The organism is Pseudomonas sp. App30 (assembly GCF_047947025.1).
Classification (GTDB): Bacteria; Pseudomonadota; Gammaproteobacteria; order Pseudomonadales; family Pseudomonadaceae; genus Aquipseudomonas.
On record NZ_CP133165.1, the window covers coordinates 1,647,249 to 1,668,449 of the forward strand.

General features: G+C 67.1%; 19 protein-coding genes. 8 read left to right on the top strand and 11 right to left on the bottom strand.

The window, feature by feature from the left end:
- Positions 1–87 precede the first annotated feature (87 nt).
- From RAM80_RS07255 to RAM80_RS07270, 4 genes are read right to left on the bottom strand one after another with little or no spacing between them, the layout of a single operon-like run.
- Positions 88–921, bottom strand: a complete 834-nt coding sequence (locus tag RAM80_RS07255) for a sugar phosphate isomerase/epimerase family protein (protein WP_416425543.1) — start codon at positions 919–921, stop codon at positions 88–90.
- Positions 922–923: 2 nt separating this feature from the next.
- Positions 924–2,156, bottom strand: coding sequence for an NAD(P)/FAD-dependent oxidoreductase (locus tag RAM80_RS07260; RefSeq protein ID WP_416425544.1), 1,233 nt, complete (start codon positions 2,154–2,156; stop codon positions 924–926).
- Positions 2,153–2,473, bottom strand: coding sequence for a MocE family 2Fe-2S type ferredoxin (locus tag RAM80_RS07265; RefSeq protein WP_416425545.1), 321 nt, complete (start codon positions 2,471–2,473; stop codon positions 2,153–2,155). Before RAM80_RS07265 ends, RAM80_RS07260 begins: the two co-directional genes overlap by 4 nt.
- Entirely contained in the window at positions 2,470–3,561 is a 1,092-nt protein-coding gene (locus RAM80_RS07270; RefSeq protein ID WP_416425546.1) for a fatty acid desaturase family protein, read from the bottom strand. Before RAM80_RS07270 ends, RAM80_RS07265 begins: the two co-directional genes overlap by 4 nt.
- A gap of 169 nt (positions 3,562–3,730) precedes the next feature.
- Here RAM80_RS07270 and RAM80_RS07275 point away from each other — a divergent pair, with 169 nt between their 5' ends.
- Entirely contained in the window at positions 3,731–4,774 is a 1,044-nt protein-coding gene (locus tag RAM80_RS07275) for a LacI family DNA-binding transcriptional regulator (RefSeq protein WP_416425547.1), read from the top strand.
- Between the two features lie 90 nt (positions 4,775–4,864).
- Here the strand turns inward: RAM80_RS07275 and RAM80_RS07280 are convergent, their stop codons facing one another.
- The 3 genes from RAM80_RS07280 to RAM80_RS07290 form a co-directional block, all read right to left on the bottom strand.
- Positions 4,865–6,058, bottom strand: a complete 1,194-nt coding sequence (locus RAM80_RS07280; RefSeq protein ID WP_416425548.1) for an aromatic amino acid transaminase — start codon at positions 6,056–6,058, stop codon at positions 4,865–4,867.
- A 27-nt stretch (positions 6,059–6,085) separates the two neighbouring features.
- Positions 6,086–6,697, bottom strand: coding sequence for a YitT family protein (locus tag RAM80_RS07285; protein WP_416425549.1), 612 nt, complete (start codon positions 6,695–6,697; stop codon positions 6,086–6,088).
- A gap of 198 nt (positions 6,698–6,895) precedes the next feature.
- Positions 6,896–7,354, bottom strand: a complete 459-nt coding sequence (locus RAM80_RS07290) for an Lrp/AsnC family transcriptional regulator (protein WP_416425550.1) — start codon at positions 7,352–7,354, stop codon at positions 6,896–6,898.
- A gap of 131 nt (positions 7,355–7,485) precedes the next feature.
- Between RAM80_RS07290 and RAM80_RS07295 the strand changes: the two genes are divergently transcribed.
- The 3 genes from RAM80_RS07295 (at position 7,486) to RAM80_RS07305 (ending at position 10,906) form a co-directional block, all read left to right on the top strand.
- The gene (locus RAM80_RS07295; RefSeq protein ID WP_416425551.1) at positions 7,486–8,859 is read left to right on the top strand and encodes an amino acid permease; all 1,374 of its coding nucleotides are present in this window, start codon (positions 7,486–7,488) and stop codon (positions 8,857–8,859) included.
- A gap of 135 nt (positions 8,860–8,994) precedes the next feature.
- Entirely contained in the window at positions 8,995–9,960 is a 966-nt protein-coding gene (locus tag RAM80_RS07300) for a 5'-nucleotidase (protein ID WP_416425552.1), read from the top strand.
- 70 nt (positions 9,961–10,030) lie between these two features.
- Entirely contained in the window at positions 10,031–10,906 is an 876-nt protein-coding gene (locus RAM80_RS07305; protein WP_416425553.1) for an undecaprenyl-diphosphate phosphatase, read from the top strand.
- Between the two features lie 117 nt (positions 10,907–11,023).
- Here RAM80_RS07305 and RAM80_RS07310 read toward each other — a convergent pair whose 3' ends face one another.
- The 4 genes from RAM80_RS07310 to RAM80_RS07325 are packed head-to-tail and all read right to left on the bottom strand — an operon-like array spanning position 11,024 to position 15,233.
- Entirely contained in the window at positions 11,024–12,139 is a 1,116-nt protein-coding gene (locus tag RAM80_RS07310; protein ID WP_416425554.1) for an acetoin dehydrogenase dihydrolipoyllysine-residue acetyltransferase subunit, read from the bottom strand.
- Positions 12,139–13,155 (bottom strand): alpha-ketoacid dehydrogenase subunit beta, encoded by a 1,017-nt coding sequence (locus RAM80_RS07315; RefSeq protein ID WP_416425555.1) that lies wholly within the window; start codon positions 13,153–13,155, stop codon positions 12,139–12,141. Before RAM80_RS07315 ends, RAM80_RS07310 begins: the two co-directional genes overlap by 1 nt.
- 20 nt (positions 13,156–13,175) lie before the next feature.
- Positions 13,176–14,153, bottom strand: coding sequence for a thiamine pyrophosphate-dependent dehydrogenase E1 component subunit alpha (locus RAM80_RS07320; RefSeq protein ID WP_416425556.1), 978 nt, complete (start codon positions 14,151–14,153; stop codon positions 13,176–13,178).
- 3 nt (positions 14,154–14,156) lie between these two features.
- Complete coding sequence (locus RAM80_RS07325; RefSeq protein ID WP_416425557.1) at positions 14,157–15,233, bottom strand: ATP-NAD kinase family protein; 1,077 nt, start codon at positions 15,231–15,233, stop codon at positions 14,157–14,159.
- A 281-nt stretch (positions 15,234–15,514) separates the two neighbouring features.
- On the opposite strand from RAM80_RS07325, the gene RAM80_RS07330 reads away from it, so the two are divergent.
- The 4 genes from RAM80_RS07330 (at position 15,515) to RAM80_RS07345 (ending at position 21,178) form a co-directional block, all read left to right on the top strand.
- Positions 15,515–17,389 carry a sigma-54-dependent Fis family transcriptional regulator gene (locus tag RAM80_RS07330; protein WP_416425558.1) on the top strand — a complete coding sequence of 625 codons (1,875 nt, stop codon included), beginning with the start codon at positions 15,515–15,517 and terminating at the stop codon, positions 17,387–17,389.
- 367 nt (positions 17,390–17,756) lie between these two features.
- On the top strand, positions 17,757–18,164 hold the full coding sequence (locus RAM80_RS07335) for an ExbD/TolR family protein (protein WP_416425559.1): 408 nt from the start codon (positions 17,757–17,759) through the stop codon (positions 18,162–18,164).
- Positions 18,165–18,167: 3 nt separating this feature from the next.
- The gene (locus RAM80_RS07340; RefSeq protein WP_416425560.1) at positions 18,168–18,905 is read left to right on the top strand and encodes an energy transducer TonB family protein; all 738 of its coding nucleotides are present in this window, start codon (positions 18,168–18,170) and stop codon (positions 18,903–18,905) included.
- A 41-nt stretch (positions 18,906–18,946) separates the two neighbouring features.
- Positions 18,947–21,178: a TonB-dependent receptor family protein gene (locus RAM80_RS07345; RefSeq protein WP_416425561.1), complete on the top strand. Its 2,232-nt coding sequence runs from the start codon at positions 18,947–18,949 to the stop codon at positions 21,176–21,178.
- Positions 21,179–21,201 lie beyond the last annotated feature (23 nt).

Consider the following 21,201-nt stretch of genomic DNA (forward strand, 5'->3'; position numbering starts at 1 on the left):
CTTAAACGATTTTTCAGGGCTTGCCCGCGACCGCGGCGCCTGGGACGCGGCCTGCGGCCGCTGCTACGGACTATGTAAGCCTGTACGTCAGCGACAGGCCTGACACCACAGGTCGCGAATCAGCTGCTTGAGGTACAGCGCCTCCTGCCAGCGGTCAGTCAGCTCCAGACCATGGGCGTCGGTGATGGCGTAGGGCGGCGGCCCCAGTTCGCAGGTGAACGACAGGCTGGCCTGGTCGGTGCCCGGGCGCGCCAGCCAGTCGCGCATCCCCCACTGCCACCACCCAAGGAAGCGCTGCACCCAGGCCTGGTGCTGGGGAAACGCCAGCCCCACCTGCACCTGTTCGCTGCTGGCCACGCGGCCATGGAAGCCCCAGCTGCGGCGCAGCACCTGATGGATTGCCTCGTCGTCCTCGGCGCAAGCCGCTTCGGGCAGCTCGCGGCCCACCACGTAATGAGACAGGTCAGCCAGCAGTTTGAGTTCCGGCAGCTCCGCCAGCAACTGCAGTGTGAACGGCAAGTCATTGGTGACCCGGTAGCGATGGGTCTCCACCAGCACCGGGAAATCCACCTGTTCGATCAGCCGCTGCCAGCCTTGGAGCAGCGGCAGCACCTGCCCCAGCGACCCGGCACGCACGTCGGCCTGCACCGTCAGGTGATGGCAGCCATGCTGGCTGGCCACGTCTAGCGCTGCCGCCAAGTCGTCAACGGTGCGCGGGAACACCTGCCCTTCGATGGCCAGGCCCAGGCTGCCCGCCACCTGGCTCAGGCGCCTGGCCTGAGCCGGCTGCCAGTAGTGATCGGTGATGCCGTCGAAACCGGCAGCGGCGATCTGCTCCAGCTGCGCCTCCAGGGGCAGGGTCGCCCGCCCCTGATGGTCGAGCATGGCCCACAACGATTGAAACACCAGCAGACGTGGCATGGTCAATTCCTCAGCAGGGTTTTCAAGGCCACGCCGGGGTCGGCCAACTGGCTGGCGGCCAGGGGCTGGCCGGCCGTGATCAGGCGTTCGCACAGCTTGATGTCCTTGGCCACGCTGTTGCCCACGCCCCAGCCGCAGGCGCCTTGCAGGCGTTGCTGGTTGTCGAGGTAGAACAGCAGGAAGCCACCGGCCAGAGCCCGCCGCGCCGACGCAGGGCCGTCGCCCAGCTGGCCGACGGTCTGCAACCCATGGTCGTACTGATCGGACCAGAAACCCGGCACCTGCTGGAACGGCAAGCCGGCGCCCAGCAGGTTGAGCGCAGCATGGCGGCCCTGGGCCTCGGCGTTGCGCCAGGTCTCCTGGCGCTGGTACGGCCCTTCGGGATGCAGGCGAAACTCGCAGACATCGCCGGCCACGAACACGTCCGGCGCACTGGCGCGCAGGCAGGCGTCGACGCGAATGCCCTGCCCTATCGCCAGTCCCGCCGCCTGCGCCAGGCCGACGTTGGGCTGCATGCCGATGCCCACCACCACGCTGTCGCAGGGGATGCGCGAGCCATCGTCCAGACGCACGCAAGTCACCTCACGGGCGCCTTCGAATGCCTCGATGCGCGCGTTCAGTCGCACGTCCACGCCCTGCTCGCGGTGCAGCGTCAACAGCGCCATGGATACCTCCGCCGGCAACACGCGCCCAGCCAGCCGCGGGCCGGCCTCCAGCAGCGTCACTGCGCAGCCCAGGGCCCGGGCGCTGGCCGCCACCTCCAGGCCGATGAAGCCACCGCCGACCACCACCAGCCGCACGCCGCCGCGCAAACTGGCGCGCAGGGCCAGGGCTTCGTCATGGGTGCGCAGGTAGCGCACGTTCGTCCAGCCAGTGGCCATTCCCGGGAGGCGCCGGGCGCTGCCGCCGGTGGCCAGCAGCAGGCCGCTGTAGAGCAGCCGGCGGCCATCGTTCAACTGCACCTGCCGCGTGCCGACGTCGAGGTGCTGCACGCCCTGGCCGGCGACATGTTCGATGCCCAGCCGCGCCAGCTCAGCAGCGCCGCTCAGCGAGTAGCCGCCCAACTCGGCAGTGCCCTGCAGCACGCCCTTGGACAACGGCGGCCGCTCGTACGGCGCATGGGCCTCATCGCCGATCAACAGCAGCTCGCCGTCGTAGCCCTGCTCGCGCAGGGTCAGCGCCGCGCGGCCACCGGCATGGCCGGCGCCGACGATGATCAGTGGCGCGGCGTTCATGGCTGCACCGCCAGCAGCACGCGGCCGCCTTCGACACGCACCGGGTAAGTCTTGAGGTTGACGCACACCGGCGCGCCCAGGGCCTTGCCGGTGCGGTAATCGAAGCGGCCGTTGTGCTTGGGGCACTCGATCACATGGTCCAGCACCAGGCCGTCGGCCAGGTGAATGGCTTCGTGGGTGCAGCGGCCGTCGGTGGCGAAGAACTCGCTGGCGGCCGAGCGGTACACCGCGTAGCTGTGCTGCTGGTGGTCGAAGCGCATGACGTCTTCGGCGTCGATGTCGTCGATGGCGCACACATCAATCCATTGTTCGCTCATGCTGGGCACTCCTGGCGTTCGGCGCTGGCAGCGGGCACGGGGCGGCGCACATGCCAGCTGGGGTCGCGGCGCTGGCGCCACAGGGTCGGCAGAATCTCGCGGTAGGCCGCCAGCAGGTTGGGGTACGGCGGCGGGCAGTCGTGGCGGATGGCTTCATGCAGCTGCGGCAGCGCGTGGTACGGCACCATCGGGAACATGTGGTGTTCCAGGTGGTAGTTCATGTTCAGGTACAGGAAGCGCAGCAGCGGGCCCATGTAGATGGTGCGGCAGTTGTAGCGATGGTCCAGCACATCCTCGGCCAGGCCCACGTGCTGGGACACGCCGAACACATAGTTGAGCCAGCCGCCGTACAGCGTCGGCAGGCCGATGAGCATCAGCGGCAGCCAGCTGTGCCACAGCAGCGCAGCGGCCAGGGTGCAGGCCAGGATCGCCAGCCAGATGCGCGCGGTCCACACCACCTTCGGCCATTCGGAGGCTGGAATGAAGGTCTGTTCCTCGGCGTCCAGGCTGCCACCGGCATGGCGCAGCATGGCGCCTAGGGTCTTGTAGACGTGGGGCAGGCTGAACAGGCTCAGGGCCATCTTGAAGAAGCTGGGCGGGCGCGGCTCGACGATCTCCGGGTCGCGGCCGACGATGATGGTGTCGGTGTGGTGCCGGGCATGGCTCCAGCGCCACACCTGGGGTTCGAACAGGATCATGAAGCTGGCCAGGTGGTAGACCGTGTCGTTCAGCCAGCGGGTGCGGAACGCCGTGCCGTGCCCGGCCTCGTGCCAGCGGGCGTTGGCGGCGCTGCCGTAGAGCACGCCGTAGGCGAAGAAAAACGGCACGCAGGCCCAGCTGCCCCACAACCAGCAGCCAGCGGCGCCGGTCACCAGCAGCGCCAGCAGCCACAGGCCGGTGTCGCGCAGGGCCGGGCCGTTGCGGCGCTGCATAAGCGCCTTGAGCTGTTTGCGCGCAATGGGTGACTGGTACCAGGTGGCCGAGGCCAGGCCCAGGTCCACCGCGCGTTGGGCGTCATGGCCGGTCAAACGGTAATCGCGGCGCGCGGCAGGCGCACGGCGGGCATAGGCTGCACTGGGGTCGCTCATCTTGTTGTTCTCCGCAGGCGTATGAGTGGGCGGCCCGAATGGCGCGCTTGCGGAAAATATAGGGAGGCCCCCCTGCCCCCTCAATGCCTTGAAGACATTCACTCTCAAGCTATCATCGCAAGGCATGGACGCTTGATAGTTTTCTCTCAAGGCATGCACAAGGGCCGTCATGACCAATAACAAACGCCCCACCATCGCCACCGTCGCCGCCCAGGCCGGGCTCAGCGTGGCCACCGTCGACCGGGTGCTGAACGCCCGCGCGCCGGTCACCCGCGACACCGCCGAGCGGGTGTTCCACGCCGCCGAGGCGGTGGGTTACTTCGCTGCCCGGCTGATTGGCCAGCGCCTGCACGAGCGCCGCCCCACCTACCGCTTCGGCATCCTGCTGCTGGCCACCGCCCAGGCGTTCTACGGGCAACTGGCGGCGGCCATCGAACACAGCGCCCGCCGCCACGCCAGCGCTAACCTCAGCTGCCAGTTCGAGTACGTGGTGGACCGCAGCCCGGCGGCCATCATCGAGCAGATCGAGCAGTTGGCGGTGCAGTGCGATGCCCTGGCGGTGGTGAGCTTCACCGACCCGCGCATCAACGCCTGCATCGAACAGATACGTGCGGCCGGGGTGCCGGTGGTGGCCTTGCTGTCGGACGTCGATATCCAGGGGCAGATGCCGTACGTGGGCCAGGACAACCGCCAGGTGGGCCGCACCATGGGTTGGCTGCTGGCGCACCTGTGCGGCGCGGCGCAAGGCAGCGTGGCGGTGCTGTTGGGGGGTTATCGGTTCCTGGGGCACCAGGCGCGGGTCGACGCCCTGCGTGCCTACCTGAACGAGCACGCGCCAGGGCTGCGCCTGTTGGACGCGGTAATCAACCTGGATGACGACCGCTTGACCGAGGAGGCGAGCCTGGAGTTGCTGGCTCGCCACCCGGACCTGCGCGGGCTGTGCGTGGTGGGCGGCGGTGGCGACGGCGTGATCAGCGCGCTGCGCCTGCGGCCGCCGGGGCCGGGGTTGTGCAGCATTGTCCCGGAGTCCACCGCGCTGTCGCGCCAGGCCCTGGCGGATGGCGTGCTGAGCCTGGTGATCGACTCCCAGGTGCAGGCCATCGCCGGGGCCTTGATCGAGGTGCTGCTGGGCTTGCAGGCGCAACCGGCGTTCGATGCGGCCACCCAGCGGGTGTTCGTGCCGTTGCAGATCATTACCCGCGAAAACCTGTAGCAGCAACTGTGTTGTGGGAGCTGGCTTGCCAGCGAGCTTTTATGGCCCCAACAGCTCGCTGGCAAGCCAGCTCCCACAGGCCGCGTCCGGTCAGGCCAGGCGGGCGATGGCCTGGGCCACGGCGGCGACGTTGTGCTCGTTCAGGCCGGCCAGGCACAGGCGGCCGCTGTCCACCAGGTAGATGCCCGAATCTTCACGCAGGCGGCGTACCTGTTCGGCGCTCAGGCCGGTGTAGCTGAACATGCCCTGCTGGCGCAGCAGGTAGTCATGGCGGCCGTCCGGACACTCGTCGCGCAGCAGCGAGGCCAGCTGGCTGCGCATGGCCTTGATGCGCACGCGCATCTGCTCAACTTCGGTCAACCACTGGGCGCGCAGTTGCGCGTCGCCCAGCACGCCGGCCACCAGGCGCGCGCCATGGCTGGGCGGGCTGGAATAGTTGCGGCGCACCGTGGCCTTCAACTGGCCCTGGACGTTGGCGGCGGTGGCAGCATCGGCGCACACCACCGACAGCCCGCCGACGCGCTCGCCGTACAGCGAGAAAATCTTCGAGAACGAGTTGCTCACCACCAGCGTCAGGCCGGCGTCGGCCATGGCACGAATGGCGTAGGCGTCCTGCTGCATGCCCTCGCCCAGGCCCTGGTAGGCGGTGTCGAGGAAGGCGATCAACTGGCGCTCGGCAAGAATCTTCACCACTTCATCCCACTGCCCCGGGGTCAGGTCGGCGCCCGTGGGGTTGTGGCAGCATGGGTGCAGCAGCACGATGCTGCGCGCCGGCAGCTCGGCCAGGGTTGCACACATGGCGGCGAAATCGACGCCACCGGTGGCGGCGTCGAAGTACGGGTAGGTGTTGACGGTGAAACCCGCGCCGCCGAACAGCGCGTGGTGGTTTTCCCAGGTGGGGTTGCTCACCCACACCTGGGCGTCCGGGAACCACTGGCGCAGGAAGTCGGCACCGACCTTCAGCGCACCTGAGCCGCCCACGGTCTGGATGGTCGCCACGCGACCCTCGGCCAGCACCGCGGCCTGTTCGCCGAACAGCAGGTGCTGCACCTGCTGGCAGTAGTCGGCCAGGCCGTCCATGGGCAGGTACAGCGACGGCCCCTGCTCGCTGGCCAGCCACCGGCGCTGGGCCTCGGCCACCGACGGCAGCTGCGGGATGCGGCCCTGGGCATCGTAGTACAGGCCGATGCTGAGGTTGACCTTGTTGGCACGCGGGTCGGCCTGGTAGGCCTCCATCAGCGACAGGATAGGGTCACCCGCGTAGGGACGGACGTGTTCAAGCATGTTGAGCTCCAGACAGGAAATGACAGGTCAGGCCAGGTAGCGACCGGCGCGATGGTTGAGGGCGACGATGAGGTTGAGCACCACCACGCCCACCACCGACACCGCCAGCACCACCGGCGACACCGTGGTCAGCGATAGCGACAGCACCAGCACGTCGGTGCCCATCTGCAGCCAGCCGGCACGCCAGCCCAGGCGCTGTTGCAGGTACAGCGCCAGAATGTTGAAACCGCCAAGGCTGGCACGGTGGCGGAACAGGATCAAGAAGCCCGTGCCGAGAATGATGTTACCCATCACTGCCGCGTACAGCGGTTGGATCTGCGCCAGGGCGATCAGCCCGTGCAGGTGGTCGGAGAACACCGACACCAGGCCGATGCACAGGAAGGTCTTGAGGCTGAACGCCCAGCCCATGCGCCGCACGGCCAGATAGAAAAACGGCAGGTTGAGCAGGAAGTAGCTCAGGCCGAACGCATAGCCGAACGCGTAATGCAGCAGCAGTGCCACACCGGCCATGCCGCCGGTCATGATGCCGCCCGTGCGCAACAGCAACAGGCCGAAGGAGATCATTACCGTGCCCACCAGCAAGGCCAGGCAATCCTCGACTCGGCTATGGGGGCACGCAGGGGCGGTGGCTGTATTCATGCTGCACTCGACTGTAGAAAATTCATGGGGGCATGGCGGGCCGCTATGGACGCCATGCCTGAATCGAGCGCGAAATTAGCAAAAAACAAAATTAATGTGTATTTAAAAATCAATGCATGCACACATCACGCATATTTATCGAATTAAATGCACTGGATAGGTGCAGAAAAACGCCCTGAAGCCCATTTGCGGTGCGCTTTACAGCGCCGCTATCCCCGCTTCCTTGATGCGCTGCAACACCACCGCCGTCTTCATGTGGCCGATGCTGCCGCTGTCGGCCAGGCGCCCCATCAACGCGTTCAATTCACCCAGGTCGGCCACTGCCACCTTCAGCGTGTAGTCGGCGTCGCCCGTGGTCTTGTAGGTGTCGATGATCGCGCTTTCATCCTGCACGAACGCTTCGAACGCCTGGGACTGCGCCGGGCTGTGGCTGACCAGGCGCACCTCGACCATGGCCACCATCTGCGTGTTCATGGCCTGGGGCGCCAGCCGCGCGTGGTAGCCCAGGATCAACCCGGCCTGTTCCAGGCTGATGCGCCTGCGCGAACACTGGGACGCCGACAGCCCCACCAGCTCGCTGAGGTCCTGGTTGGTCAGGCGGCCATTGCCTTGCAGAAGGGTCAGGATCTTCAGGTCGAAATCGTCGATGGCGGACATGCCGGGCTCCGTTGCGCATGGGGTGGCCGGGCAGGTTACCAGCAACTGGCACCTGATTTGCAAACGAGCCTTGCCAAGACGTCACGCAGGGCATCGGCCAATGCCCGCCTCCCATTGATCAGGACATCGCCATGAGTCAAGCACCCACCCCTGCGTTGCACCGGGGTTTGAAAAACCGCCACATCCAGCTGATCGCCCTGGGCGGCTCGATCGGCACCGGGCTGTTCCTGGGCATCGCCCAGACCATCAACATGGCCGGCCCCGCCGCCATCCTGGGCTATGCCATCGCCGGCGTGGTGGCCTTCATGATCATGCGCCAGCTGGGCGAGATGGTGGTGGAGGAACCGGTCAGTGGCACCTTCAGCCACTTCGCCCACCGCTACTGGAGCCCGTTCGCCGGCTTCATGTCGGGCTGGAACTACTGGGTGCTGTACGTGCTGGTGGGCATGGCCGAGCTGACCGCCGTGGGCCTGTACGTGCAGTACTGGTGGCCGGCGATTCCCACCTGGGCATCGGCGGCGGTTTGCTTCGTGCTGATCAACCTGGTCAACCTCACCCACGTGAAATGCTACGGCGAGGTGGAGTTCTGGTTCGCGCTGATCAAGGTGGTGGCGGTGGTCAGCATGATCGCCTTCGGCGGCTGGCTGCTGGCCACTGGCACCGGCGGCCCGCAGGCCGGGGTCAGCAACCTGTGGGCCCAGGGCGGCTTCCTGCCCCACGGCTGGACGGGGCTGGCCATGGCCATGGCGGTGATCATGTTTTCCTTCGGCGGCCTGGAGCTGGTGGGCATCACCGCCGCCGAGGCCGACGACCCGCAGCGCAGCATTCCCAAGGCCACCAACCAGGTGATCTGGCGCATCCTGCTGTTCTACATCGGTGCCCTGGCGGTGCTGCTGTCGCTGTACCCGTGGCAGCACGTGGTGACTGGCGGCAGCCCCTTCGTGCTGATTTTCCATGCGCTGGACAGCAACGTCATCGCCTCGGTGCTCAACGCCGTGGTGCTCACCGCCGCGCTGTCGGTGTACAACAGCTGCGTGTTCAGCAACAGCCGCATGCTGTTCGGCCTGGCGCGCCAGGGCAATGCCCCGGCCGCGGTGCTGCGCACCAACCGCCGGGGCGTGCCGGTGGTGGCGCTGGGGGTGTCGGCGCTGGCCACCGGCGCCTGCGTGGTGATCAACTACCTGATGCCGGGTGACGCATTCGGCCTGCTGATGGCCCTGGTGGTGTCGGCGCTGGTGCTGAACTGGGTGGTGATCAGCGTCACCCACCTGAAATTCAAGCGCCAGCGCCTGCGCGAGGGCCTGGCCAGCCTGTACCCCAGCTGGGGCTACCCACTGAGCAACTGCCTGACCCTGGCGTTCCTGGCCGGCGTGGTGGTGGTGATGTGGCTGACCCCGGGCATGCGCCTGTCGGTGTATTTGATGCCGGTGTGGCTGGCGGTGCTGGCGGTGGCGTATCGATTCCGCGCAGTGAATGCGCATTCGGCGGCGCCGCAAGTCGCGTAGCCGCTGCCGAAGGCTGCGCTGGGCCTGGAGTGCGCTGAAAATATCCAGTGGCAACAAGGGCCAGCGCAGCCTGCGGCAGCGGCTACAGGGCGCAAGCAGGATACACTGTGGTTTTTCATCGAATGGATGCCCCCCATGCCCTACGCCCTGGACCACCGCCTCGTCATCGGCGTCGCTTCGAGCGCGGTGTTCGACCTGTCCGAATCCGATGCGGTGTTCAAGCGCCAGGGCGAGCAGCAGTACCGCAGGTTCCAGGAAGAACACCTGGACACGCCACTGCCCAAGGGCATCGCCTTCTCGTTCATCCGCCGCCTGCTGTCACTCAACGACCTCAGCGACGACCCACAGAATGACCCGCTGGTGGAAGTGGTGCTGCTGTCGCGCAACGACCCCGACACCGGCCTGCGGGTGATGCGCAGCATCGAGCACTACGGCCTGGGCATCACCCGGGCCATCTTCATGCAGGGCCGCTCGCCCTACGAGTTCATCCCGGCGCTGAACATCGCCCTGTTCCTGTCTGCCAACCAGCAGGACGTTGAGGCCGCCATCAAGGCCAACTTCCCCGCCGGCCAGGTGCTGGATTCGACCCTGGTGGACGACGAACAGGACAATTCCCTGCGCATTGCCTTCGACTTCGACGGCGTGCTGGCCGGCGACGAGTCGGAACAGGTGATGCAGCGCGAGGGCCTGGGCCGGTTCCATGACCACGAGGTGAAGAACGTGATGCGGCCCCACAACCCGGGGCCGCTGAAGGAGTTCCTGGTGCGCATGGGCCGCATCCAGACCGCCGAGGAACAGCGCAAGCAGCTCGACCCCACTTACGAGAACCGTTTTCGCGTGTCCATCGTCACCGCGCGCAACGCGCCGTCCCACGAACGCGCGCTGAACACCCTGAAAAGCTGGGGGGTGATGGCCAACGACGCGTTTTTCCTCGGCGGCATCGAGAAAGGCAAGGTACTGGGGGTGCTGCGCCCGCATATTTTCTTCGACGACCAGCCGGCCCACCTACGTTCGGCCAGCACCGTGGTGCCCTCGGTGCACATCCCGTTCGGGGTGATCAACCACGGGCCACTGGATGAAATTGTGCAGCAGCCTGAATAGCGCGGTTTACGCGTCACACTTCCCAGCTACGCTCTTTGCTCAAGACTCACTTTTCTGCAAGGACCTCGCCTTGGCAACTCTATGTTCCAGCGGCCTCGACACCGGCTTCGCTTCACTCGACTACCTGCAAATCGGCATTCTGGGCGTGATCCAGGGCATTTCCGAACTGCTGCCCATCTCCTCCACCGCGCACATGCGCATCGTCCCCGCCCTGCTGGGCTGGCCCGACCCCGGCTCGGCGTTCTCGGCGGCCATGCAGCTGGCGGCCCTGGCAGCCGTGGTCAGCTACTTCTGGCGTGACGTGCAGCAGGTGGTCAGCGGCAGCATTGGCGCGGTGCGCCGGGACGACTACGACGACCCGTGGTTCAAGCTGGCGGTGGCGATCATCCTGGCGACTATCCCCATCGTGATTTTCGGCGTGGCGCTGTCGCCGCTGCTCAACACCTGCAACTCGCCGCTGCGTGGGCTGATGGTGATTGGCGTGTCGTGCCTGGTGATGGCGGTGCTGCTGGCCGGCGCCGAATTGAGCTGCCGGCACCGCCGCGACATGGACCAGATGCGCCTGCGCGACGCCCTGATCGTTGGCCTGGCCCAGGTGGGCGCGTTGATTCCGGGCGTTTCGCGCTCGGGCTCGACCTTGACTGCGGCCTTGTTTCTCAACTTCAAGCGTGAGGAAGCTGCGCGCTTTTCGTTCCTGCTGGGCCTGCCGGCCATTGCCCTGGCGGGGTTGAAGGAATTGTGGGTGCTGCTGCATGCGGGCATTGGCACCGAAGCCTGGGGGCACCTGGTGTTCGGGCTGGTGATTGCCAGCATCTCGGCGTTCTTTGCCATCTGGGGGTTGATGAAGTTCCTGGAGCGCTTCAGCACCTGGCCGTTCATCATCTACCGGGCGGTGTTGGGGGTGTTCCTGATTGTGGCGGTGAGCAGCGGCTTGTTGGGCGCGTAGAGCACCTGTAGCCGCTGCCGTCAGGCTGCGCTGGCCCCTGAGCTCACTGAAAATCTCCAGTGGCCATCAGGGCCAGCGCAGCCTGGCGGCAGCGGCTACGCGATTGCACCGGGCTTGCTATTGGCGGCCAGCGACAAACCCCTCGATCAAGCGGTTGACCTGCTCGGCCGCCTCCATCTGCACCATGTGCCCCTGCCCTGGCAACACCTCTACCTGCGCCTTCAGGCCCTCGGCGTGGGCCGCCGGGATGATCGCGTCGTCACTGCCCCAGATCACCAGCGCCGGTACCTCGCCCTCCTGCAGCACCGCACGCAAGTCATGGCCCTGGCGGCCGTCGGCGAACAGCTGGCCGAGCAGGCTGCGCAAGGCTGCCTCCACGCCTTCCAGGCGCTTGTACTTGAGCATGTCTTCAAGCATCTGCCGGTTCACCAGTTCGGCGTTGGCGAACAGTTGCACCAGCTGCGGCTTGAGGGCATTGCGGTTGCTGGCGTCGACGAAGCCTTGCAGGTAGCTGCCGTTGATTTCGGCGCCCAGCCCGGCGCTGCCGATCAGCGCCAGCGAGCGCACCCGCTGGGGCGCCAGGCGGGCGGTATTCAGGGCCACGGCGCCGCCCATGGAGTGGCCCACCAGGTGCGCGGCCGGGATGGCCAGGTGGTCGAGCAAGGCCAGCAGCGCCGCGCTCAACTCATCGAGGCCGCCACCGGCCAGCTGCTTGCCGGACTCGCCGTGGCCCGGCAGGTCCAGGGCTATCACCCGGCGCCCCGCCGCCAGCGCCTCGTGGTTGAACAGCCAGTTGTTGAGGTCGCCGCCAAAACCGTGCACCAGCACCAGCGGCACGCCGCCCTCGCCGCGCTCGAAATAGCGAATTATTCGGCCATCGAGCTCGACCTTCCGCGGCGCCGGGCCGCTGTCTTCGTCGCCGCCGGCGCCGGGCACGAAGCTGGCCTGGAACTGCGCGATCACCGCGTCGATCTCGGCGTCGCTGGCCTCGCCGTCGACGACGATGGCCAGCAGCGCGCCCACGGCCAGGGTTTCGTCCTGGCGGGCGATGCAGCGGCGCAGCACGCCGGCGAACGGCGCCTCGACGCTGCTGGAGATCTTGTCGGTCTCCACGTCCAGCACCTCGTCGCCCTTGCTGATCGGCTGGCCCTCCTCCTTGAGCCAGGCGTCCACCCGGCCCTCGGTCATCGACAGGCCCCACTTGGGCATGGTCAGGGTATGGATCTGGGTCATCAGCGCTTGCTCCACTCGATCAGCTTGAGCACGGCGGTCTCGATCTTCGCCGCGTCGGGAATGTACAGGTCTTCCAGGGCATCGGAGAACGGCACGGGGGTGTGCGGCGCGGTGACCATTTCAATCGGTGCCTTCAGCGCGCCGAAAGCTTGCTGCGCCACCAGCGCGGCGATGTCGGTGGCCACCGAGCAGCGCGGGTTGGCCTCGTCGATCACCACCAGCCGTCCGGTCTTTGCCACGCTTTCGAGAATGCTGTCCTCGTCCAGCGGGCTGGTGGTGCGCAGGTCGAGCACCTCGCAGTCGATGCCGCGCCCGGCCAGGCTGCGCGCCGCGTCTAGCGCGGTATTCACCGTGCGGCCGTAGGACACCAGGGTGACGTCCTTGCCGTCGCGCAGGAAATTGGCCTCGCCGAAGGGGATGGTGTACAGCTCTTCGGGCACGTCGCCCTGCAGGCTGTAGAGCAACTTGTGCTCGCAGAAGATCACCGGGTCGTTGTCGCGGATCGCCTGTATCAGCAGGCCCTTGGCCTCGTAGGGCGACGAGGGGCACACCACTTTCAGGCCAGGGATGTGGGTCCACAGCGAGGTGAGCATCTGCGAGTGCTGGGCCGCCGCGCGCAGGCCGGCGCCGACCATGGTGCGGATCACCAGCGGCGTGCTGGCCTTGCCGCCGAACATGTAGCGGAACTTGGCCGCCTGGTTCAGCAGCTGGTCCAGGCAACAGCCGGCGAAGTCGACGAACATCAATTCGCACACCGGGCGCACGCCGCAGGTGGCCGCGCCCACCGCCGCGCCGACGTAGCCGATTTCCGACAGCGGCGTGTCCAGCACCCGCCCGGGGAACTGGTCGTAGAGGCCCTTGGTGACGCCGAGCACGCCGCCCCAGGCGTCGTTGGCGCCCGGCGCACCGGCGCCGCCGGCGACGTCTTCGCCCATGATGAACACGCTGGGGTCGCGGCGCATTTCCTGGGCCAGGGCTTCGTTGATGGCCTGCTGGTAACTGATTTTTCTCGCCATGATGGTGATCTCTCTTGTTCTTAGGGGTAGGCGACGTAGACGTCGGTCAACAGGTCGGCGGCGGTTGGCTTGGGATCGGCCTTGGCCTTGCGCACGGCGTTGTCGATCAGTTGGTCGACCTCGCGGTCGATCTGCTCCAACTGGCTGGCCTGCAACTGGCCGGCGCGGGTGGTGCGCTCGCGGAACTGCATCAGGCAGTCGCTGCGTTCACGGAAGTTTTTCACCTCGTCGGGCGCGCGATAGGTCTGGGCGTCGCCCTCGAAATGACCGTAGTAGCGGGTCAGCTTGACCTCGATCAGCGACGGCCCTTCGCCGGCGCGGGCACGCTCGATGGCGGCGCCGGCGGCTTCGTGCACGGCGAAGAAATCGAAGCCGTCGACGGTGACGCCGGGCATGCCGAAGCCGGCAGCGCGGTCGGCGATGTGGTCGCAGGCCACCGACCAGTTCGACGCGGTGGCCTCGGCGTAGCCGTTGTTCTCGGCGACGAAAATGCACGGCAGGTTCCACACCGAGGCCATGTTCATGGCCTCGAACACCGCGCCTTCGTTGGAGCCGCCGTCGCCGAAGAAGGCCACGCCGACGCCGTCGGTGCCCTTGAGCTTGGCCGCCAGGGCCGCGCCCACGGCCAGGGGTGCGCCGGCACCGACGATGCCGTTGGCGCCGAGCATGCCTTTCTCCATGTCGGCGATGTGCATGGAGCCGCCCTTGCCCTGGCACACCCCGGTCTTCTTGCCGTAGATCTCGGCCATCATGCCGTACACCTCCACGCCCTTGGCGATGCAGTGGCCGTGGCCGCGGTGGGTGGAGGCGATGAAGTCGGTGTCGCCCAGGTGGGCCATGACGCCAGCAGCAGAGGCTTCTTCGCCGGCGTACAGGTGCACGAAGCCGGGGATTTCGCCGGTGGCGAACTCCACGTGCAGGCGCTCTTCGAACACGCGGATGGTGCGCATCACCCGGTAGGCGTGCAGCAATTGGTCAGCGCTCAGCGGTGTCGACATTTTTTATTCTCCAAGGGTGTCTGGGTGCGTGAGGTTCAGCGGGTGCAGCGGGTGGCTGCGGTCGATGGCCAGCAGGCGCTGCTGCGCCGCGCAGGCCAGGACCGCGGGGACGTCGATGCTCAGCGGGCCGCCGGCATCGAGGGTGACCGTGGGCCGGTCGTGGGCGTTGAATTCGATTTCGCGCTCGCCGTCCAGGGCCAGGGTGCCGCTGGCCAGGCACAGCGGCTGCGGCACCCCAGGTTGCAGGTAGCCGGCGTCCAGCACCCCGCAGCCCTGCAGCAGGCCGGGGGCCAGGGGCGCCAGCAGCGTCTCGGCCGCCTGCGGGCCCAGGCGCATCCAGGCGCCGTGGGCGGCCTGGCGGCTGACTGGCAGCCACAGCCCGCACAGCGCCGAAAGGCCAATGGCCTGGGGCTCGGCGAAGGTGACGAAGACCTCGGCAAGGTCTTCGGCGCGGCTGATGGCGCGGGCGCCGATGAACGGCAGGCCCGACACGGCCACGTCCACCAGTGCGGTCTCGCACAGGCCGCGCGCCGGCTCGCGCACCAGCAGGCGCTTGTTGCGCCGCAGCGCCACGGCGGCTGGCACCCGACCGCTGGCGAACAGGCCACCCGCCAGGCCGGCGCTGGTGGCTTCGCGCAGTTCGGGGAAGGCGTTGTTGGTGCCAGTGGACAGCGCCAGCAGCGGGATGTCGCCGACCTCGGCGGCCACCGCCTTGTGGGTGCCGTCGCCGCCCAGCACGGCGACCAACGCGACTTCGCGCTCGGCCATCCAGCGCGCGGCCTGGCGGGTGTCGTCGACGCTCTGGCGCAGGGGCCGGTCGAGGAATTCCAGGGTCGGCCAGTGGCCTTCACGGGCCTGGCGGCCGTGGCTATTTTTCTGCACGGCGGCGGCGATGCCGGTCATGTCGGTGGGCATCAGCACCCGCTCGATGCCGGTGGCCCCGAAGGCGGCCAGCAGGCGCTGGATCACCGAGACCTTGTCGGTGCTGGAGAACAGCCCGGCGTTGGCCGTCAGGCGGCGCACGTCGCGGCCCGAGGCAGGGTTGGCGATGATGCCTACGGTCAGGGGCCGACGGCTCATGGGTGACCTCGTTGTTATTGTGGTTTGCCAAGGCCAGAGCAAGGCCGGTGCCAGGTGTCGGCTGCATGGCTGAAATGCCCGTTCCAGGGCCTCTGCGCCTGCTTGGCAAGCTACTATTCAAGGGCCCGTTTGAGACGCGCGGTCGCAACCTGCACGGTGCCCCGGGGAGACGCTGAGACGTGGCGTCTCACCGCCCGTGGCGACGGCCTGCCCCTTGTCGACGCCTGCGGATAGGGGCTTAATGCCCAAACAACTACAAGAAGCTCTACCCGGAGGCCCTGATGCTTTCCGCACATTCGAAGGCGCACGTGGAGTGCGTCAGCCGCGTGCTCAAGCACGCCGCGCACCTGCCGCAGCTGCCCGTGCCCGACCTGATCCTGGACTCGTGGCGGCGTTCGATGGACCAGCACCATCTGGACCCCGGCTCCCTGCAGGGGCCGCGCATCCTGTCGCACAACGTGCTGCGCGAATGCCGCGAGCGCGCCGAACTGTTCCTGCGCATCGCCAGCGAAGAAGTGGCGCGCCTGCATGGCCGGGTGCGCGACGCCGACTATTGCGTGCTGCTGACCGACGCCCAGGGCCAGACCATCGACTACCGGGTGGAAAGCGCCATCCGCAACGACTGCCGCAAGGCCGGGCTGTACCTGGGCACCTGCTGGTCGGAGGGCGAGGAAGGCACCTGCGGGGTGGCCGCCGTGCTCACCAGCGGCGCGCCGGTGACGGTGCACAAGCGCGACCATTTTCGCGCCGCCTTCATCGGCCTGACCTGCTCCGCCGCCCCGGTGTTCGACCCACAAGGCCAACTGCTGGGGGTGCTGGACGTGTCGGCCGTGCGCTCCCCCGACGAGCGCCGTTCCCAGCACCTGATCCGGCAGATGGTGGTGCAGAGCGCCCGCGAGATCGAACAGGCATTTTTCATGAACAGCGCCCAGGGCTACTGGGTGCTGCGCGCCCACCGCAGCCCCGGCTACGTCGACAGCCAGCCCGACTACCTGTTCGCCTGGGACGACGACGGTTGCCTGCAGGCGCTGAACCCGGCGGCCCGTCACTACCTGCTGCAACGCCACGGCCAGGTACCGGGGCACATCAGCCAGGTGTTCGACCAGGACCTGCTGCACGGCGCCCGCGACCAGGCGCTGTGCCAGCTGCATGACCTGCACGGCCGCCTCAGCGGCCCGCGCCGCCCCGCCACACCTGCCCGCCGCCCTGCCCTGGCGCCTGCCGAACTGGACCCCCGCATCGAGGAAAGCCTGCGCCTGGCGGTGCGGGTGAAGGACCGCAACCTGCCGGTGCTGATCCAGGGCGAGACCGGCTCGGGCAAGGAGGTGTTCGCCCGCCAGCTGCACCAGGCCAGCCAGCGCCGGGCGCGGCCGTTCGTGGCGCTGAACTGCGCGGCCATTCCTGAAAGCCTGATCGAGAGCGAGCTGTTCGGCTACAGCGCCGGCGCCTTCACCGGCGCCTCCAGCAAGGGCATGCAGGGCCTGCTGCAACAGGCCGACGGCGGCACGCTGTTCCTCGACGAGATCGGCGACATGCCCCTGGCCCTGCAAACGCGCCTGTTGCGGGTGCTGGCCGAAGGCGAAGTGGCGCCCCTGGGCGCGGCGCGGCGCCAGGCCGTGGACATCCAGGTGGTGTGCGCCAGCCACCGCGACCTGGAGGCCATGGTGGCAGCCGGCGCGTTCCGCGAGGACCTGTATTTCCGCCTCGGTGGCGCGCGCTTCCAGCTGCCGCCGCTGCGCGAGCGCAGCGACCGGCTGACGCTGATCAACCGCCTGCTCAAGGAAGAGGCCGCAGGCGGCGACGCCCCGCTGCAGCTCAGCGACGCAGCGCTGGAACTGCTGCTGGGCTACCGCTGGCCGGGCAACGTGCGCCAGCTGCGGCATGTGCTGCGCTACGCCTGCGCGGTGTGCGACGGCGCGGTGATCCAGCTGGCGCATTTGCCCGACGGCCTGCAAGGCGACGCCAGGGCTGCCGCGCCGGACGAGCCCGCCGGCTGCCCGGAACGCCAGGCCCTGCTCGACGCCCTGGTGCGCCACCGCTGGAAACCGGCGCCCGCTGCCCAGGCCCTAGGCATCTCTCGCGCCACCCTGTACCGCAGGGTGCACCAGCACGGCATCGAAATGCCCGGCAGAAGCCCAGCAACACCGCCCCCGTAGCAGCGGCCCCAGGCCGCGTCCCGCCCCCGCAGTACATCAGGCACCCAACGAAGCAGAAACGGTTCACCCATCCTGACACCTGCGACCAACTTCCCAGCAACCCCGCCAAAAAGCGCACCATCGTCCCATAAAACCACAATAAATGCCGATCAAGCAGCCAATACACAACAGTCTGCATCCATCGTGTTTTCAAAATATTTCGTGAAAAAATCGTTCACGCTGCAATGAAACTTAAACATCCCCTCCCTATCTTGCATCCTGCCGCTGGCGTCAGGTTCCAAACAACCCCTGCCCAGACGCCGCGCCACCACAGAACCTGAGCGACTGCCCAGGTTTCAAAGGACCACTGTGAAAAGGGTGTAGAGCCATGCGTACCTGGGAAGAACCAAAGAAAAAACGCCTGCACATCGAAATCGTGCCGATGATCGACGTGATGATGTTCCTGCTGGTGTTCTTCGTGCTGATCAGCCTCAACGTGATCCCGGCGCTGGGCATCAAGACCCAGCTGCCCGGCGCCAGCCACGCCCAGCAACTCAAGCCGCAGAACAAGGCGATCATCACCCTGGGCCTGGACCAGCGCCTGCAACTGGACGGCAAGGACATCGGCGAAGAGGCCCTGGTCAGCCAGCTCAAGCCGCTGCAGCAGTCCAGCGACAAGCTGGTGATCATCCTCAACAGCGACCAGGGCGTGGAAGTGGCCCGGCTGGTGGCGGTGATGGACCTGCTGAAAAGCAACGGCTTCGCCTCCGTGTCCATCGCTACCCGGAAGCACTGAGCCATGTGGATGCTATTCAAGTCGCGCAAGGCCCTGGCCTGCCTGCCAGCCCTGTGCCTGCTGGCGGCGGCGATCCACAGCGCGTTGCACAGCGAGCTGAAGATCACCCCCAAATACGACGACAGCACCGTGGAGTTGGCGCTGGTGGAGCCCGAAGCGCCGCCACCGCCACCCGAGCCCGTGGCCCAGGCCGAGCCGCCACCGCCGCCGGTGGAAGAAGCCCCCGAGGCCATCGAACAGGCGCCACCGCCCAAGCCCAAGCCGCCGGTGGTGAAACCGCAGCCACCCAAGCCACGGCCGCAGGTGGCCAAGGTGGCCCCGGCGAAACCGGCGCCGGCAACGCCTACCCCGCCCGCGCCGGCCGCAGCGCCTGCGCCGGTGGCCCCGGTGGTCGCCGCCCGGCCCGCCTCGCCACCGCCGCCGCCCAACCCTGCGGACGCGGAGAACCGCTACATCGCCCGGCTGCTGGCGGAGCTGGAAAAGTACAAGCAATACCCCACCGGCCGCGAAGCGTCGCTGCAGCGCCCCCAGGGCAATGTGGTGGTGTGGCTGGAGGTGGACCGCAGCGGCAAGGTGCTGGACTCGGGCATCGAGAAACGCGCCACCAACATGCTGCTCAACCGCGCCGCGCAAACCAGCCTGCGCCGCCTGGAACAGGTGGTGCCGTTCCCGGACACGGCGTTCTCGGGCAAGGACAAATACCGCTTCAGCGCAACGCTTGTTTACAACCTGGACAACTAAAAAAACCTCGACTGCAACACTGACCTCCTTAGGGGAACACCTTGAAACTCAATCAGTTATTCATGACGCTACTGGCCGTGGGGGCTGGCGGCTGGACGCTCGCCGCCCTGGCGGACGACTCGATGAACATTGGTGACGTGACCGTGACCGGGCAAAGCCTGGGTGGCGGCCACATGGTGCAGGAGGACAGCGCCAAGGCGCGTTCCACCGTGACCAAGGAAGCCATGGACCAGATGTCCAGCACCGCCAACGCCCTGGACAAGCTCAAGTACACCCCCGGCATCAACGTTTCCAGCACTGACGCCACGGGCCTGGTGGGGACCAGCCTGACCATGCGCGGGATGAACGCCGACCAGATTGGTATCTCCGCCGACGGCATTCCCATCAACGACTCGGGCAGCTACGCCATCTACCCCAACCTGCTGGGCGACCCGGAAAACATCGGCGAAGTATTCGCCACCCAGGGTTCGTCCGAGGCCGACGGCCCGCACATCGGCTCCAGCGGCGGCAACATTGGCCTGGTGACCCTGCGTCCGGAGAAAGACTTCGGCGTGTTCGTCAAGCAATCGGTGGGCACCAACAACCTGCGCAAGAGTTTTGCGCGGCTCAACACCGGCGACCTCAACGGCTTCCGCACCTGGGTGTCGGCCTCGCACACCGAGGGTGACAAGTGGCGCGGCGGTGGCGGCGTGCGCGCCGACAAGGTGGAATGGAACACCCTGTTCGACGACGGCAGCGGCAACTCCACCAACCTGATCGTCAAGTACAACCGCCAGGAAGGCTACAACTACAACACCCTGAGCAAGGCCCAGTTCGAGGCCGACCCACGGGCCGACTACCCGACCTCGCCGGTGTACAAGAACGGCAAGCTGTCGAGCTACTACAAACTCAACCGCAACAACTTCGAGAACTTCAACGCCTCGCTGACCCAACGCTTCCAGCTGCGCGACAACCTCTCGCTGTCGGTGGCGCCGTATTACTCCTGGGGCGCGGGCGGCAGTTTCTCGGGCAGCGCCTCGACCCTGTCGAGCACCTCGTCCACCGCCGGCAACTACAACCTCGCGGGCCTGGCCTCCAACACCTACTACCGGCCGTCGTGGACCGAGACCTGGCGCTCGGGCGTGACCAGCAAGCTCAAGTGGGACATCAACGACGAACACAGCGTCGACTTCGGCTACTGGTACGAACTGGCTCGCCAGCGCCAGACCCAGCCGTTCATCAGCATCAATGCCGACGGCACCCCGTCCAGCGTGTGGGCCGACTACAACGGCGCCAACCAGGTAACCGACAACAACGGCGTCACCGTGCAGGGCCGCCACTACTACACCGAAACCCCGGCGCAGAAGCTGTGGGCCCAGGACACCTGGTCGCTGGCCCCGGACTGGACCGTGACCGGCGGCCTGGCCTACCAGTACGTGGAGCGCAAGGGCAACCTGATGGCCAGCCTCACCGACGTGCCGGAAAAACGTGACCGCACCTACCACGAGTTCCTGCCCAACTTCAGCCTTCGCTACCAGATCAACGACCGCAACCAGGCGTTCTACAACATCACCCGCAACATGCGCACGCCGCCCAACTACGTGCTCTACGACACCGCCGACTCCATGTACCTGGCCCCCGAGCTGAGCTGGAACCAGGAGCTGGGCTGGCGCTACACCACCAAGGACACCGCCCTGAGCGCCACCTTGTTCCACATCGCCTACAAGGACCGCGAGGTGTCCACCACCAACGCCGACGGCGAATACGAGATGCTCAACGTCGGCACCGTGGTCAACCAGGGCCTGGAGCTGGAGTGGAGCGGCCTGCTGCCGCACAACTTCAACTACTACACCTCGTACACCTACACCGACTCAACCCAGAAGGACGACGTGACGTACAAGGGCGTCGACCTGCCCACCACCGGCAAGCAGCTGGCGAACGTGCCGAAGAACATGTTCAACGCCAGCATCGGCTACGACGACAAGCACTACTACGGCAACGTCGCCGGCAAGTACGTAGGCAGCTACTACGGCGACCTGACCGACGACCAGAAGATCAGCGGCCGCACCGTGTTCGACCTCAACGCCGGCGTGTACCTGCCCGTGGACAAGAAGGTGGTCAAGTCGGCCACCCTGCGCTTCTCGGTGCTGAACGTGTTCGACAAGCACTACCTGGCCTCGGCCAGCACCGTGGCCTTCAACGCCCAGGCCCACAACGGCCTGAGCGCCAGCACGCCGTACTACAACGTCGGCGAAGAGCGCACCGCCATGGTGTCCCTGGAAGTCGGCTTCTGACCCCCGCGGCCGGCGCCCGGGCG